Source organism: Bradyrhizobium sp. IC3195 (assembly GCF_020193585.1).
Lineage (GTDB): Bacteria > Pseudomonadota > Alphaproteobacteria > Rhizobiales > Xanthobacteraceae > Bradyrhizobium > Bradyrhizobium yuanmingense.
Map to the genome: position 1 here is coordinate 362,004 of NZ_JADYVG010000004.1, position 14,060 is coordinate 376,063.

General features: G+C 64.9%; 14 protein-coding genes. 9 read left to right on the top strand and 5 right to left on the bottom strand.

Annotation, left to right across the window (positions count from 1 at the left end; all coding sequences use genetic code 11):
• Positions 1–148 precede the first annotated feature (148 nt).
• Genes I6F09_RS12050 through I6F09_RS12065 form a run of 4 tightly spaced genes read right to left on the bottom strand, consistent with a single transcriptional unit; the run spans position 149 to position 4,358 of the window.
• A complete protein-coding gene (locus I6F09_RS12050; protein ID WP_225174844.1) occupies positions 149–1,222 on the bottom strand; it encodes a malate/lactate/ureidoglycolate dehydrogenase in 1,074 nt (357 codons plus the stop codon).
• A gap of 11 nt (positions 1,223–1,233) precedes the next feature.
• Positions 1,234–2,145 (bottom strand): NAD(P)-dependent oxidoreductase, encoded by a 912-nt coding sequence (locus I6F09_RS12055; RefSeq protein WP_225139555.1) that lies wholly within the window; start codon positions 2,143–2,145, stop codon positions 1,234–1,236.
• 12 nt (positions 2,146–2,157) lie between these two features.
• Entirely contained in the window at positions 2,158–3,408 is a 1,251-nt protein-coding gene (locus I6F09_RS12060) for a Zn-dependent hydrolase (RefSeq protein ID WP_225188134.1), read from the bottom strand.
• A 32-nt stretch (positions 3,409–3,440) separates the two neighbouring features.
• Complete coding sequence (locus I6F09_RS12065; protein ID WP_036004923.1) at positions 3,441–4,358, bottom strand: LysR family transcriptional regulator; 918 nt, start codon at positions 4,356–4,358, stop codon at positions 3,441–3,443.
• Positions 4,359–4,478: 120 nt separating this feature from the next.
• Here I6F09_RS12065 and I6F09_RS12070 point away from each other — a divergent pair, with 120 nt between their 5' ends.
• The 6 genes from I6F09_RS12070 (at position 4,479) to I6F09_RS12095 (ending at position 10,078) form a co-directional block, all read left to right on the top strand.
• On the top strand, positions 4,479–5,294 hold the full coding sequence (locus I6F09_RS12070) for a putative hydro-lyase (protein ID WP_057027085.1): 816 nt from the start codon (positions 4,479–4,481) through the stop codon (positions 5,292–5,294).
• A gap of 89 nt (positions 5,295–5,383) precedes the next feature.
• Positions 5,384–6,628 carry an ABC transporter substrate-binding protein gene (locus tag I6F09_RS12075; protein WP_225188135.1) on the top strand — a complete coding sequence of 415 codons (1,245 nt, stop codon included), beginning with the start codon at positions 5,384–5,386 and terminating at the stop codon, positions 6,626–6,628.
• 172 nt (positions 6,629–6,800) lie between these two features.
• A complete protein-coding gene (locus tag I6F09_RS12080; RefSeq protein WP_225188136.1) occupies positions 6,801–7,679 on the top strand; it encodes a branched-chain amino acid ABC transporter permease in 879 nt (292 codons plus the stop codon).
• Positions 7,679–8,662, top strand: coding sequence for a branched-chain amino acid ABC transporter permease (locus I6F09_RS12085; RefSeq protein ID WP_057027087.1), 984 nt, complete (start codon positions 7,679–7,681; stop codon positions 8,660–8,662). Before I6F09_RS12080 ends, I6F09_RS12085 begins: the two co-directional genes overlap by 1 nt.
• Positions 8,659–9,390, top strand: coding sequence for an ABC transporter ATP-binding protein (locus I6F09_RS12090; RefSeq protein ID WP_225114877.1), 732 nt, complete (start codon positions 8,659–8,661; stop codon positions 9,388–9,390). Before I6F09_RS12085 ends, I6F09_RS12090 begins: the two co-directional genes overlap by 4 nt.
• Positions 9,374–10,078, top strand: a complete 705-nt coding sequence (locus tag I6F09_RS12095) for an ABC transporter ATP-binding protein (RefSeq protein WP_036004938.1) — start codon at positions 9,374–9,376, stop codon at positions 10,076–10,078. Before I6F09_RS12090 ends, I6F09_RS12095 begins: the two co-directional genes overlap by 17 nt.
• 181 nt (positions 10,079–10,259) lie before the next feature.
• On the opposite strand, the gene I6F09_RS12100 is transcribed toward I6F09_RS12095, so the two are convergent.
• Entirely contained in the window at positions 10,260–10,934 is a 675-nt protein-coding gene (locus tag I6F09_RS12100; RefSeq protein WP_225188137.1) for an aldolase, read from the bottom strand.
• A gap of 106 nt (positions 10,935–11,040) precedes the next feature.
• Between I6F09_RS12100 and ltnD the strand changes: the two genes are divergently transcribed.
• Genes ltnD through otnK form a run of 3 tightly spaced genes read left to right on the top strand, consistent with a single transcriptional unit; the run spans position 11,041 to position 14,025 of the window.
• Positions 11,041–11,958 (top strand): L-threonate dehydrogenase, encoded by a 918-nt coding sequence (gene ltnD / locus I6F09_RS12105; protein ID WP_036025711.1) that lies wholly within the window; start codon positions 11,041–11,043, stop codon positions 11,956–11,958.
• Positions 11,959–11,971: 13 nt separating this feature from the next.
• The gene (gene otnI / locus I6F09_RS12110) at positions 11,972–12,754 is read left to right on the top strand and encodes a 2-oxo-tetronate isomerase (protein ID WP_036025697.1); all 783 of its coding nucleotides are present in this window, start codon (positions 11,972–11,974) and stop codon (positions 12,752–12,754) included.
• Complete coding sequence (otnK, locus tag I6F09_RS12115; RefSeq protein WP_225114881.1) at positions 12,751–14,025, top strand: 3-oxo-tetronate kinase; 1,275 nt, start codon at positions 12,751–12,753, stop codon at positions 14,023–14,025. The genes otnI and otnK overlap by 4 nt, the downstream gene beginning before the upstream one ends.
• The last annotated feature ends 35 nt before the right edge of the window (positions 14,026–14,060 follow it).

Below are 14,060 nucleotides of genomic sequence, written 5' to 3' on the forward strand. Positions count from 1 at the left end.
GCAATCGGATATCCGCATTGTCGCAAGGTCATGCGGGACGGTTCAAACCCGTGCCGCGAGCACGTCGATATCTTCGCCACCGTCCAGTCTCGCTTGCGCGATTGGTCATGAGGCGCGAGGCGACGCCGAGGAACGCGCCTCGCTCCGATCAGCTCGCGATCTTCTCGATGGCCGTCTGTTCCAGCCCGAACTTCTTCCCGGCATCCAGGATCTCCTGCCAGGTGGTTGGGTCGACCGGGATGCCCTCGGCAAGACGTTTCTTCTTGATCTCGCGCTCCGGCTCGCCCGCGATTCTGACCTTGTCGATGCCGGGGGCAGGCGGCGAGCCGGTGTGCCAGCTCACGAAGCTCTCAACTTCGCGTGCAAGGTTCTCGCCGGTGCCGAGCTTGCCCGGATCGATGACGATCGAGAGCATGCCGTTAAGGACGTTGTACTTGCCGTCGGACGAGCCCTTGACCACCTGGCCGCCGGAGAGCGCGCCGCCGAGGATCTCGCACACCAGCGCAAGGCCCGAGCCCTTGTGCTCGCCGAACGGGAGGATGGCACCGTAGGGCGGAATCACGGTGTAGCGCGGATTGATCGTGGGCTTGCCCTCGTGATCAATGATGGTGCCGACCTCGAGCTCGACGCCCTTGTTATGGGCAACACGGGTCTTGCCCTGCGCGATCCTGCTGGTGGCGAAGTCGAGCACGATCGGATCCTTGCCGGCGCGCGGGATGCCGACGCAGAACGGATTGGTGCCGTGGCGTGCGTCGCTGCCGCCCCAGGGCGCCACGATCGGGCGCGAGATCACGTTGACGAAGTGGATCGAGACCAGCCCGTGGTCGATGCACTGCTCGGCCCAGTGGCCGATGCGGCCGATGTGATGCGAATTTGAGAGGCCGACAAGGCAAACACCGTTCTTCTTTGCGCGCTCGGCCGCGAGCTCCATCGCTTCATGGCCGATCACCTGGCCGTAGCCGGTGAGGCCGTCGAGGGTGAGAAGCGGGCCGGTGTCGAGCACGATCTTGACGTGCGAATTCACGGCGAGGCCGCCATTGGTGACGCTCTGGACGTAGCGCGGAATCATGCCGACGCCGTGCGAGTCGTGTCCCTTCAGATTGGCTTCGACGAGATTGGTGGCCACGAGCTCGGCCTCGCGGTCCGAGGAGCCGCCGGCCCTGACGATGGCATGGATGGCCTTGGTGAGCGACTCTGCCTTGATGATGCGATAGTCGGCCATTGTTGTTGCTCTTATCCCTTCACGATCCGGCGGCAATGGACCAACGCCGCTTCAATCAGGTTCTCGCTCGCCTCCGGTGTGCGGAAGGCCGAATGCGCCGACAACGTCACGTTCGGCAGCTTCGTCAGCGGATGATCGCCGGGCAGCGGCTCGATGTTGAAGACATCAAGGCCGGCGTGGCGGATATGGCCGGACTTCAGCGCCTCGATCATGGCGGCCTCGTCGACAACAGCGGCGCGGGCGGTGTTGATGAGAATGACGCCGCGTTTCATAGCAAGGATCTTCTCGCGCGTGATCATGCCGCGCGTCTCGTCGTTGAGCAGCAGGTGCAGCGACACCACGTCGCTTCTCGCCAGCACGCTGTCGAGATCGGTAAATTCGACCCCCGGATAGCTCTTCGGCGAACGGTTCCAGGCGATCACCTTCATGCCGCTGCCGGACGCGATGCGCGCGACCTCCGCGGCGATGCCGCCGAAGCCGATCAGGCCGAGCGTCTTGCCGGTGAGCTGCATGCCGTCCTCCCGCAGCCAGTTCCCGGCGCGCATCTCGCGGTCCATCATCGCAATGACGCGGGCCGACGCCCACATCAGCGCGATCGCGGATTCCGCAACCGCCGTGTCGCCGTAGCCCTTGATCAGATGCACGGAGATGCCGAGCTCGGCGAGCTCTTCCGGATTCATGTAGCTGCGCGCGCCGGTACCGAGGAACACGACGTGCTTCAGCCCGGTGCATTTCTTCGCGACTTCGGTCGGCAGTGCGGTGTGGTCGACGATCGCGATCTCGGCGCCGTCGAGAATATCAGGATATTGCTCGGGCGTGATGTCGGGATTCCTGTTGATCCGCACCTTGGGATCACCAGGCTTCTCCAGCCGCTCCATGATCACGGCCAGCGATTCATTGGCGTCGACGAAAACTCCGCGCATGGTTCTCTCCGCTCAGGATGCGACGCCGGCGACTGCCAGCACGGTATGCATGAGGACGTTGGTGCCCGCGGCGCAGTCGCCCTGCGTCGCATCCTCCAGCTCGTTGTGGCTGATGCCGTCCTTGCAGGGCACGAACACCATCGCCGCCGGCATGATCGTGTTGAGGTTGCAGGCGTCGTGGCCGGCGCCGGAGGTGATGCGGCGCGAGGAATAGCCGAGCGTCTTAGCGGCGTTCTCGACGGCAGCAATCAGCTTCGGATCGAAATGCGTCGGCGGCTTGCGCCATACCAGATCGATCTTGACCTCGACCTTGCGGCGCGCGGCGATCTCGGCGATTGCCGCCCGCAGATCGCGGTCGAGCGCATCCATGATGGCGCCATCGGCACTGCGGCAGTCCATGGTGAAGGCGATCTCGCCGGGAATGACGTTGCGCGAGGGATTGGCGATGACGGCCTCGCCGATGGTGCCGACGGCGTTCGGTCCGTGCTTCTTCGCAATCGACTCCATCGCCAGCACGATTTCGGACAAGGTCGCCAGCGCGTCGCGCCGCAGCGGCATCGGCGTGGAGCCCGCATGGCTCTCGAAGCCGGAGATCTTGCCGTCGTACCAGAGCACGCCCTGGCCGCAATCGACCACGCCGATGGTCTTGCCTTCGGCTTCCAGGATCGGCCCCTGCTCGATGTGCAGCTCGACGAAGCAGCCGAGCTTCTGGAAGCCGACCGGCTTGTCGCCGCGATAGCCGATGCCGTCGAGCGCCTGGCCGACGGTGGTGCCCTCGGCGTCCTTGCGCGACAAAATGTCGTCGGTGGTGAAGTCGCCGACATAGGCGGCGGAAGCCATCATCGCAGGTGCGAAGCGCGAGCCTTCCTCGTTGGTCCAGTTCACGACGCAGATTGGCGCCTCGGTCTCGATGCCGGCATCGTTCAGCGTGCGGATCACCTCCAGCGCGCCGAGCGTTCCCAGGATGCCGTCATACTTGCCGCCGGTCGGCTGGGTGTCGAGGTGCGAGCCGATGCCGACGGGCAGCTTCGACATATCGCGGCCCTTGCGCAGGCCGAACTGTGATCCGAGCGCGTCGACGTGGACTTCCAGTCCGGCATCCTCGCAGGCCTTGCGGAACCAATCGCGCACCTGCTTGTCTTCACGGCTCAACGTCAGCCGCCGCACGCCGCCTTTGGCCGTCGCGCCGAATTGCGCGGTCTCGTGGATGGAGCCCCACAGGCGGGCGGAATCGATTTGCAGGTTGGTCGCGGCTCGGCTCATGCGGTGGTTCTCTCTTTTGTCCGGCGCCTTTTTCAATGACGCGCCTGTGCGGGCGCGTCAACCGCGAGGCTGCTCTGCGCAATTTGCCGTGCAAGCTCGGCGACGCGCTCCACGGCGACGACATCGGGCGAGGCCAGCCAGCTCGCGGTGAAGGTCAGCGGCGCGATGGAAAGATCGGTGTCGAGCAGCTGCAGCCGTCCGTCGGCGAGCTCGTTCTCGACGATGGCGTCGGGGATCACGGCGATGCCAAGGCCCTCGACCGCCATGTGGATAACGGTCGCCAGCGAAGCGGACGCATGCAGGCGGATCGGCGGCAGCTCCGGCCGGTCGAACACCTCGCGCACGACCTCGTAGGGCTTGGTCTTGCGCGGGAAGGTGATGATCGGAAACCGCGCGAGGTCCGCCGGCGTCACCGGGCCCTTGCCGAGCCCGAGCGAGGGACTCGCGAGGAAGCCGATCGGATAATCGGCGAGCACGCGGTTGTGCACGCCGGAGGCGGACAGCGGTCCGACCACGAAGGCGAGCTCGATCTCCTGTGCGAGAAGGCGCGCGGTGAGGTTCGGCGTGATATCGACCTCGATCTCCAGCGACAGGTTCGGATAGACCTCGTTGACGCTCTTGACGAGCCGCGGCAGCCAGGTGTGCACGATGGTCTCGGCGACGCCGAGCCGCATCACGCCGCGCATCGCGGAAGCATCGCCGATCTCCGCCATCATCGCAGCGCGCAGGCCGATCAGCTTCTCCGCGTAGACCATCATCTGCCGGCCGCTCGGGGTCGGGGAGGCGATGCGATGGTCGCGGTTCAGGAGCTTCACGCCCATCTCGCGCTCGAGCTGGGCGATGCGCTGGGAGATCGCCGGCTGGGTGGTGTTGAGGCGTTGCGCGGCGCCACGAAAGCTGCCGAGCTTCACGACCCATAGGAATGTCTCGATCGACCTGAAGTCCAGCATTGGAAGGATTTTCCCAATCGATAAATCAGATTTATCGAGATTGATTAGAAACGAAGATTAGACTTTATAGCACGCTTGGTGTTGGCTTGTCTTTGTCGAGTTTATAGGCAGGTCGATCACATGACTGTTTTGGTGGCAGCGCAGCAAACTGAAACACCAGACGCCCTCCCGAGCCGCAAGGCCCGGCTCGCCTACCGCGAGGGGCTGGTCGCATCCACCGCCGGCGCCGCCCCCGGATATGTCCAGGGCAATCTGGCGATCCTGCCGGCGGAATATGCCGGTGCGTTCCACCGCTTCTGCCAGCTCAATCCCAAGCCGTGCCCGATCATCGGCATGTCCGATGTCGGCAGCCCTTACATCCCCTCGCTCGGCGCCGATCTCGACATCCGCACCGACGTTCCGCGCTACCGCGTCTGGCGCGACGGCGAGGTCGTGGACGAGCCCACCGACGTGAAGAGCTACTGGCGCGACGATCTCGTCACCTTCGTGCTCGGCTGCTCGTTCTCGTTCGAGGAGGCGTTGCTCGAGGAGGGCATGCCGATCCGCCACATCGAGAAGAACGTGCGCGTGCCGATGTACCGCACCAACATCGCCTGCGGTGTATCAGGTCCGTTCGCCGGTCCCATGGTGGTGTCGATGCGTCCGTTCAAGCCGGCCGATGCGATCCGCGCGGTGCAGATCACCTCGCGCTATCCGGCCGTGCACGGCGCGCCCGTGCATCTCGGCCATCCGCATCTGATCGGCATCAAGGATATCGCCAAGCCCGACTACGGCGATCCGGTGCCGGTCGCCGACGACGAGATTCCGGTGTTCTGGGCCTGCGGGGTGACGCCGCAATCGGTCATCAACGCCGCGAAGCTGCCGTTTGCAATCACGCATTCGCCCGGCCTGATGCTGGTGACCGATCTCAAGAACAGAAACATGGCCGTGATTTAGTGGGCAGCGTCTGCTGCTTCTTCAGGCTTTACCGCATCCACCAATCGCTTCATTCGATCAGCCGAAATTCAGTAACAGGGGACTTTGCCATGACGATCACTCGCCGCGACGTGTTGTTGGGGGCCACCGCCACTGCCGCCCTCGTGCCGCTGGCGGCGCGCGCACAGAGTTCGGAAGTCGTGATCGGCGTGATCTATCCGTTCTCCGGCGGCAGCGCGCAGCAGGGCGTCGACGCGCAGAAGGCCTATGAGACCGCGCTCGAAGTCATCAACAAGGACAGCGATTTCGACCTGCCGCTGGCGAAGGGCGAAGGCCTGCCGGGCCTCGGTGGCGCCAAGATCCGCCTCGTGTTCGCCGACCACCAGGCCGATCCGCAGAAGGGCCGCGCCGAGGCCGAGCGCCTGATCACGCAGCAGAAGGTCTGCGCCGTCGTCGGCACTTACCAGAGCGCGGTGGCCGTCACCGTCAGCCAGATCTGCGAGCGCTATCAGGTCCCGTTCCTGTCCGCCGACAATTCCTCGCCGAGCCTGCACCGCCGCGGCCTGAAATATTACTTCCGCGCCTCGCCGCACGACGAGATGTACTCGGCTGCGATGTTCGACTTCTTCGACGCCATGAAGAAGAAGGGCACCAAGATCGAGACGCTGTCGCTGTTCCACGAGGACACCATCTTCGGCACCGATTCCGGCAATGCCCAGACCAAGATCGCCGGCGAGCGCGCCTATAAGATCGTCACCGACATCAAGTATCGCGCCAACTCGCCCTCGCTCTCTGCCGAGGTGCAGCAGCTCAAGACCGCCAATGCCGACGTGCTGATGCCGTCGAGCTACACCACCGACGGCATCCTCCTGGTCAAGACCATGGCCGAGCTCGGCTACAAGCCGAATGCGATCGTGGCGCAGGACGCCGGCTTCTCCGAGAAGGCGCTCTACGATGCCGTCGGCGACAAGCTCGAAGGCGTGATCTCGCGCGGCACCTTCTCGCTCGACCTTGCGCAGAAGCGGCCGATGGTCGGCAAGATCAACGAGATGTTCAAGGCCAGGTCCGGCAAGGATTTCAACGACCTCACCTCGCGGCAGTTCATGGGCCTGATCATCCTCGCCGACGCCATCAGCCGCGCCAAGTCGACCGACGGCGAGAAGATCCGCGACGCGCTTGCCGCGACCGACATCCCGGGCGAAAAGACCATCATGCCCTGGAAGCGCGTCAAGTTCGACGAGATGGGCCAGAACAACGACGCCGATCCGGTGCTGCTGCAATATGTCGGCGGCAAGTTCGTCACCATCTTCCCGCCGCAGGCCGCGATCGCCGAGGCGATCTGGCCGATGAAGTAAGAGCTGCGGAGGGCAGCGGAGCAGGCGGGGTGGGAGCAAACTGCTCCCACCGTCATTGCGAGGAGCGAAGCGACGAAGCAATCCAGACTGCTTCCTTCGAAACATTCCTGGATTGCTTCGCTTCGCTCGCAATGACGAAGCCTGTCGTGACGTTTCGAACGGGGGACCAGAGTTGACAGCCCAAGCCATTATCCAGAGTCTCGCGAGCGGCCTCCTGATGGGCCTGCTCTACGGATTGATCGCGGTCGGCCTCGCGCTGATCTTCGGCCTGATGGACGTCACGAACTTCGCCCATGGCGAATTCCTGATGATCGCGATGTATCTGTCTTTCTTCCTGTTCGCGTTCTTCGCCATCGATCCGCTGTTGTCGGCCCCGTTGGTCGCCGCGGCACTCTTCATATTCGGAGCGGTCGTCTACCTGCTCCTTGTACGTTTCGCCATGCGGGCCAAGGCCAACGCCGGCATGGTGCAGATCTTCACCACCTTCGGCCTCGCCATCGTCATGCGCGGCCTTGCGCAGTATTTCTTCACGCCGGACTATCGCAGCATCCCACAATCCTGGCTCGGCGGCAAAACCATCTCGGTCGGCGGAATCTTTCTGCCGGAGCCGCAACTGGTCGGCGCGCTGGTCTCGATCGGCGCTTTTGCAGGTCTCTACTTCTTCATCCACCGAACCGATTTCGGCCGCGCGATCGAAGCGACCCGCGAGGATCCCGGTGCAGTCGCGCTTGTCGGCATCGACAAGAACCGCGTGTTTGCATTCGGCTGGGGGCTCGGCGCCGCGCTGGTTGGTCTCGCCGGCGCGATCATGGCGGTGTTCTTCTACATCTATCCCGACGTCGGCGCGTCCTTTGCGCTGATCGCCTATGTCACGGTGGCGCTCGGCGGATTCGGCAGCGTGTTCGGCGCCTTCGCCGGCGGCATCATCGTCGGTCTCGTCGAAGCGGTCACCGCGCTGGTGCTGCCGCCGTCGCTGAAATCGGTCGGCATCTACTCGGTCTATCTGCTGGTCGTCTTCATCCGGCCGCGCGGCCTGTTCGGATCGATGTGATGGACAAGGATTTTGCAGCGCGGCGCCGCCGCAACCTCATCATCGCCGCAGCGCTCGCTACCATTGCCGCGCTGACGCCGTTGTTCGTGAAGGACGTCGTCGTCCAGAACATCCTGATCCTGACACTGATGTATGCGGGATTGTCGCAGAGCTGGAATATCCTGTCCGGCTATTGCGGGCAGATCTCGCTCGGCCACGCGCTGTATTTCGGTCTCGGGGCCTACACCACCGAGCTGCTGTTCACGAAGTTCGGCGTGCTGCCTTGGTTCGGCATGCTGGCGGGCGGAGTGGTGTCGGCGCTGATCGCGATGGGGCTCGGCTATCCCTTCTTCCGCCTGCGCGGCCATTACTTCGTGATTGCCACCATCGTCATCGCCGAGATCGGCTTGCTTTTGTTCCACAACTGGGAATGGGCCGGTGCCGCGATGGGTATCACCATTCCGATCCGCGGCGACAGCTGGCTGAAATTCCAGTTTCTGCGCACCAAGCTGCCCTACTTCTATTTCGCGCTGGCGCTGTGCTGCCTCGCCTGGTTCGTGACATGGTGGCTGGAAAACTCCAAGTGGGGATTTTGGTGGCGTGCCGTCAAGGACAACCCGGAGGCGGCCGAGAGCCTCGGTGTCGACGTGTTCAATTCCAAGATGGGTGCGGCCGCGGTCTCCGCCTTCCTTGTCGCCGTGGGCGGCAGCTTCTACGCCCAGTTCGTCTCCTACATCGATCCGGAAAGCGTCATGGGCTTTCAGTTCTCGCTGCTGATGGCGCTACCGGCCGTGCTCGGCGGCATCGGCACCCTGTGGGGGCCGGTGTTAGGGGCGGCCATCCTGATCCCGCTGACTGAGCTGACGCGCTTCAAGTTCGGCGGCTCGGGGCGGGGTGTCGACCTCATTGTCTACGGCACGCTGATCGTTCTGATCTCGCTGGCCCTGCCGCGCGGCCTGCTGAGCCTGTTTTCACGCCCGAAGAAGACGGGAGCTGCCCGATGAGCGCGCTGCTCGAAACCCGCGGCGTCTGGCAGCGCTTCGGCGGCCTCGTCGCCAACAGCGACGTCTCGATCTCGGTCGGCCGCGGCGAGATCGTCGGCCTGATCGGCCCGAACGGCGCCGGCAAGTCGACGCTGTTCAATCTGATCGCCGGCGTGCTGCCGCCGACGCAAGGCTCGATTTGGTTCGACGGCGAGGACGTCACCCGCATGCCGGCGGCGATGCGCTGCCAGCGCGGGGTAGGACGCACCTTCCAGGTGGTCAAGAGCTTCGAGACCATGACTGTCATCGACAACGTCATCGTCGGTGCACTCGTGCGCAACACCGTGATGCGCGAGGCCCGCCGCAAGGCGCATGAGGTGCTGGAGTTCACCGGCCTTGCCGCGCGCGCCGACGTGCTCGCCAGCGACCTCGTACCGGCCGAGAAGCGCCGCCTCGAAGTCGCGCGGGCGCTTGCGACCGAGCCGAAGCTGCTGCTGCTCGACGAAGTCCTCACCGGCCTGACGCCGACCGAGGCGCAGACCGGCGTTGCCCTGGTGCGCAAGGTGCGCGATGCCGGTATCACCGTGCTGATGGTGGAGCACGTCATGGAGATCGTGATGCCGCTGGTGGACCGCGCCATCGTGCTCGACCTCGGCAAGGTGCTGGTCGAGGGCAAGCCCGCCGACGTCGTGCGCGATCCCAAGGTGATCAAGGCATATCTGGGAGATCGTCATGCTGTCGGTGCGTGAAGTCACCACCGCCTATCAGGGGCTGGTCGCCATCTCCGCGGTCTCGATCGAGGTCCAGAAGGGCGAGATCGTCTGCGTTGCCGGCGCCAACGGCGCAGGCAAGTCGACGCTGCTGAAATCCATCGCCGGCGCCGAGCGTCCGCGTTCCGGCACGGTGACGTTCGACGGCAAGCGCCTCGACGGCATGGCGCAGCATCACATCACGGCCACCGGCATCGCCTATGTGCCGGAAAACCGCCGTTTGTTTCCGCGTCTGTCGGTGCGCGACAACCTTCGCCTCGGCAGCTATCTCTACAGGGGCGAAGCGAACCGCGAAGAGCCGCTCGATCTCGTCTTCAAGCTCTTCCCGCGCCTTCAGGAGCGCCTGGAGCAGCGCGCCGAGACGCTCTCCGGCGGCGAGCAGCAGATGCTCGCCATCGGCCGCGCGCTGATGACGCGTCCGCGGCTGTTGATGCTGGACGAGCCCTCGCAGGGCATCATGCCGAAGCTGGTCGACGAAATTTTCCAGGCGGTGAAGCTCATCCGTGACTCCGGCATGACCGTCCTCATCGTCGAGCAGCGCATGGCCGAATGCCTGGAGATCGCCGACCGCGCCTACATCCTGCAGACCGGCCGTGTGCTGATGCAGGGCGCAGCCAGCGAGATCAAGGGCAATCCGGATGTGCGGAAGGCATATCTGGGGCTGTAGCCGAATAGTATCGGGCACGCCCGCGCAACATACCCGGTGTCATCGCCCGACTTGATCGGGCGATCCAGTACTCCGAGACGTCAGAGATATGCGGAGAAGCCGCGGCGTACTGGATTCCCCGCTTTCGCGGGGAATGACAGCGGTGGTGAGGCGACGCTCGTCCACCCCTTACCGCAAGTCGCTAATACTCGTGCCCGTGCTCCGGCAGCGTCACCCCGAACACCTTCACCAGATCCGTCACCTGCGCCGGCGACAAGTACCGCGGGTTCATTCCGCGCAGCAGCAGGTACAGCTTCGCCGTCTCCTCCAGCTCTTCCGTCGCGAACACCGCCGCTTCCAGCGTGTCGCCGGCGACGACCGGGCCGTGATTGGCGAGCAGCACGGATGAGTACTTCCCAGCCAGCCCCTTGATCGCATCTGCGACCGCGGGATCGCCAGGGCGGTAATAGGGCACGAGCGCGGTGGCGCCGCATTTCATCAAATAATAGGCCGTCATCGGCGGCAGCGCGGCGCGCGGATCGATCTCGGGCAGCATCGACAGCGCCACCGAATGCGTGGAGTGCAGATGCACGATGGCCCGCGCGCTGCCGCGCGTGTCGTAGAGCGCATTGTGCAGCGGAACTTCCTTGGTCGGCGCATCGCCCGACATTAACCGGCCCTGCTGGTCCAGCCGTGACAGTTTCGCGGGATCGAGGAAGCCGAGCGAGGCGTTGGTCGGCGTCACCAGCCAGCCGCCATCGTCCAGCTTGACGCTGATATTGCCGGAGGAGCCCGGCGTCAGCCCGCGCTCGAACAGGGACCGTCCGAAGCGGCAGATGTCCTCGCGCAGCAATGTCTCATTGCTCATGGCCGTCATGCCTGCTTGTCTCACGCTTTGGCAGCGCGGCCAAGCCGTGTTATTCGGTTGCCAAGCTGCCGCAAAGGGCGGCCATCTGGGAAACGCTCGCAAGGGTCAGTTGCATATGTCCGCCTCCACCTCACAAAATCAGCGTATTGCCGTCGTCGGGCTCGGCTCGATGGGATTTGGCATGGCGACCTCGCTCAAGAGCGCCGGCCATGCCGTGACCGGCTGCGACGTCTCGGCGGATGCCGTCGCGCGCTTCGTGAAGGACGGCGGCGCGGGGGCCAAGACGCCGGCCGAAGCGGCCAAGGACGCAGACATCGTCGTCAGCGTGGTGGTCAATGCCGCGCAGACCGAAACCATCCTGTTCGGCAAGGATGGCGCCGCCGAGACTATGCCCAAGGACAGCGTGTTCGTCTCCTCGGCGACGATGGATCCCGACGTGGCGCGCCGTCTTGCCAAGCAGCTGGAGGCGACCGGCCGGCACTATCTGGATGCGCCGATCTCCGGCGGGGCGCAGCGCGCCGCGCAAGGCGAATTGACGATTCTTGCCTCCGGCAGCTCGGCCGCCTTTGCCAAGGCGCGGCCGGCGCTCGATGCCATGGCTGCAAAGCTCTACGAGCTCGGCGATGCCGCCGGGCAGGGCGCTGCGTTCAAGATGATCAATCAGCTGCTCGCCGGCGTTCACATCGCCGCCGCCAGCGAAGCCATGGCGTTCGCAGCCAAGCAGGGCCTCGACATCCGCAAGGTCTACGAGGTGATCACGGCCTCGGCCGGTAATTCCTGGATGTTCGAGAACCGCATGCCACATGTGCTCGACGGCGACTACACGCCACGAAGCGCGGTGGAGATCTTCGTCAAGGACCTCGGCATCATCCAGGACATGGCGCGCACGGCCCGATTCCCCGTGCCGGTCTCCGCCGCCGCGCTCCAGATGTTCCTGATGACATCGGCCGCCGGCATGGGCCGCGACGACGACGCATCGGTCGCGCGCATGTATGCGCAGGTCACCGGCGTCAAGCTGCCCGGCGACAAGTAACAGAGGATCTCCAATGCCCCGTTTCGCCGCCAATCTCTCGATGATGTTCACCGAGGTGCCGTTCCTCGACCGCTTCGACGCCGCCGCGCAAGCGGGCTTCACCGCGGTGGAATTCCTGTTTCCGTACGAGCATGCCGCCGAGGCCGTCGGCGAACGGCTCAAGCGCAACGGCCTGACCCAGGCGCTGTTCAACCTGCCGCCGGGCGACTGGAACGCCGGCGAGAAGGGCTTTGCGGCACTGCCATCGCGCTTTTCCGATCTCAAGGCGAGCCTGGAGACGGCGCTGCCTTATGCCAAGGCGACGGGCGTCAAGCGCCTGCACCTGATGGCCGGCATCGCCAATCGCGGCGAGCGCGTCGCGATCGAGGCCTTTTACAAATCGGTGGCCTGGGCCGCCGAGTTCTTCGCGCCGCACGGCATCGACATCGTGATCGAGCCGATCAATGCGCGCAACGTGCCCGGCTACTTTCTCAACGATTTCGGCTTTGCGCGGGATCTGATCCAGGAGCTGAGGCTTGCGAACCTGAAGCTCCAGTTCGACATCTATCACTGCCAGATCATCCATGGCGACGTCACCATGCGGCTGCGCGAGATGATGCCGATCATCGGCCACATCCAGATCGCGAGCATTCCCTCGCGCAACGAGCCCGATGGCGAGGAGCTGAACTATCCGTTCCTGTTCGATGAGCTCGACCGGCTCGGCTATGCCGGCTTTGTCGGCTGCGAATACAATCCGCGCGGCAAGACCACCGATGGCCTCGCCTGGTTCAAGCCCTATGCGGGAGTGAAGCCGTGACCCCAGCGTTAGGCTGCATCGCCGACGATTACACCGGCGCCTCCGATCTCGCCAACACGCTGACGCGCGCCGGCCTGCGCACCGTCCAGACCATCGGCATCCCTGCCGACGATCTGATGCTGCCCGAGGTCGATGCCGTCGTGGTGTCGCTGAAGAGCCGCTCGATCGAGGCCGGCCTTGCCGTGTCGCGCTCGCGCGCGGCGGACAAATGGCTGCGCGGCCGCGGCGTGGGCCACGTGCTGTTCAAGATCTGCTCGACCTTCGATTCCACCGACGCCGGCAATATCGGCCCGGTCATGGATGCGCTGCGCGCCGATTGCGGCGAGGGAGCCGTGCTGGTGACGCCTGCCTTTCCGGAGACCGGGCGCACCGTCTATCAGGGCAATCTGTTCGTCGGCGCCGTGCCGCTCAGCGAGAGCCCGCTGAAGGACCATCCGCTCAACCCGATGCATGATTCCAACCTGGTGCGCGTGCTGGCGCGCCAGAGCAGCACGCAGATCGGCCTCGTCGATCTCGCCACCGTCGCGCGCGGCGCGGAGGCCGTGCGGGCACGGCTGGCTGAGCTCGCCGCCAGAGGCATCGGTGCTGCGATCATCGACGCCGTATTCGACCGCGACCTCGAGACCATCGGTCTCGTCGCCGCTGAACATCTTCTGTCGGTCGGCGCGTCCGGCATGGGCCTCGGGCTTGCGCGCGCGCTGGTGTCGACGGGCAAGGTGAAGCCGGCGCCGAGCGGCGAAACCGGCGCGGCCGTCGGCGGCCTGGCGGCATGCCTTGCCGGCAGCTGCTCGCAGGCGACGCTTCAGCAGATCGCCAGCGCCGAACGCATCATGCCGGTGCTTCATCTCGATCCGGAGCGGATCGTCGCGGGCGCCGCTGAAGCGCAGCGTGCGCTGGACTGGGCGAGGCCGCGGCTTGCGGAAGGTCCGGTGCTGATCGCTTCGAGCGCGACGCCGGACGCCGTTGCGGCCGTGCAGGCACGCCATGGCCGCGATGCCGCAGGCCACGCCATCGAGCAGGCCATGGCCGGCATCGCCGAGGGTCTGGTGCAGGCCGGCGTCCGTCGCTTGATCGTCGCCGGTGGCGAGACATCCGGCGCCGTGGTCGATCGGTTGAAAATTCCTGGATTTCTCGTAGGAGTAGAAATCGCGGCGGGAGTCCCGGTGCTGCGCGCGGTCGGTGCAAGCTCCGGCGAGATGTTGCTCGCTTTGAAATCTGGAAACTTTGGCGGTCCGGACTTCTTCTCCGACGCGCTTAGGCTCATGCGCTGAGCGCAGAGCCTCCTTAGTCCATCGTTCATTTCTTT

What these genes read in the sequence shown, in the direction of transcription:
- I6F09_RS12065 (WP_036004923.1), bottom strand. Translation starts at nt 4,358, where the DNA reads ATGCTGGACTTCAGGTCGATCGAGACATTCCTATGGGTCGTGAAGCTC.
- I6F09_RS12095 (WP_036004938.1), top strand. Translation starts at nt 9,374, where the DNA reads ATGCTGTCGGTGCGTGAAGTCACCACCGCCTATCAGGGGCTGGTCGCC.
- I6F09_RS12055 (WP_225139555.1), bottom strand. Translation starts at nt 2,145, where the DNA reads ATGCGCGGAGTTTTCGTCGACGCCAATGAATCGCTGGCCGTGATCATG.
- I6F09_RS12075 (WP_225188135.1), top strand. Translation starts at nt 5,384, where the DNA reads ATGACGATCACTCGCCGCGACGTGTTGTTGGGGGCCACCGCCACTGCC.
- I6F09_RS12050 (WP_225174844.1), bottom strand. Translation starts at nt 1,222, where the DNA reads ATGGCCGACTATCGCATCATCAAGGCAGAGTCGCTCACCAAGGCCATC.
- I6F09_RS12060 (WP_225188134.1), bottom strand. Translation starts at nt 3,408, where the DNA reads ATGAGCCGAGCCGCGACCAACCTGCAAATCGATTCCGCCCGCCTGTGG.
- I6F09_RS12070 (WP_057027085.1), top strand. Translation starts at nt 4,479, where the DNA reads ATGACTGTTTTGGTGGCAGCGCAGCAAACTGAAACACCAGACGCCCTC.
- ltnD (WP_036025711.1), top strand. Translation starts at nt 11,041, where the DNA reads ATGTCCGCCTCCACCTCACAAAATCAGCGTATTGCCGTCGTCGGGCTC.
- I6F09_RS12085 (WP_057027087.1), top strand. Translation starts at nt 7,679, where the DNA reads ATGGACAAGGATTTTGCAGCGCGGCGCCGCCGCAACCTCATCATCGCC.
- I6F09_RS12090 (WP_225114877.1), top strand. Translation starts at nt 8,659, where the DNA reads ATGAGCGCGCTGCTCGAAACCCGCGGCGTCTGGCAGCGCTTCGGCGGC.
- otnI (WP_036025697.1), top strand. Translation starts at nt 11,972, where the DNA reads ATGCCCCGTTTCGCCGCCAATCTCTCGATGATGTTCACCGAGGTGCCG.
- I6F09_RS12100 (WP_225188137.1), bottom strand. Translation starts at nt 10,934, where the DNA reads ATGACGGCCATGAGCAATGAGACATTGCTGCGCGAGGACATCTGCCGC.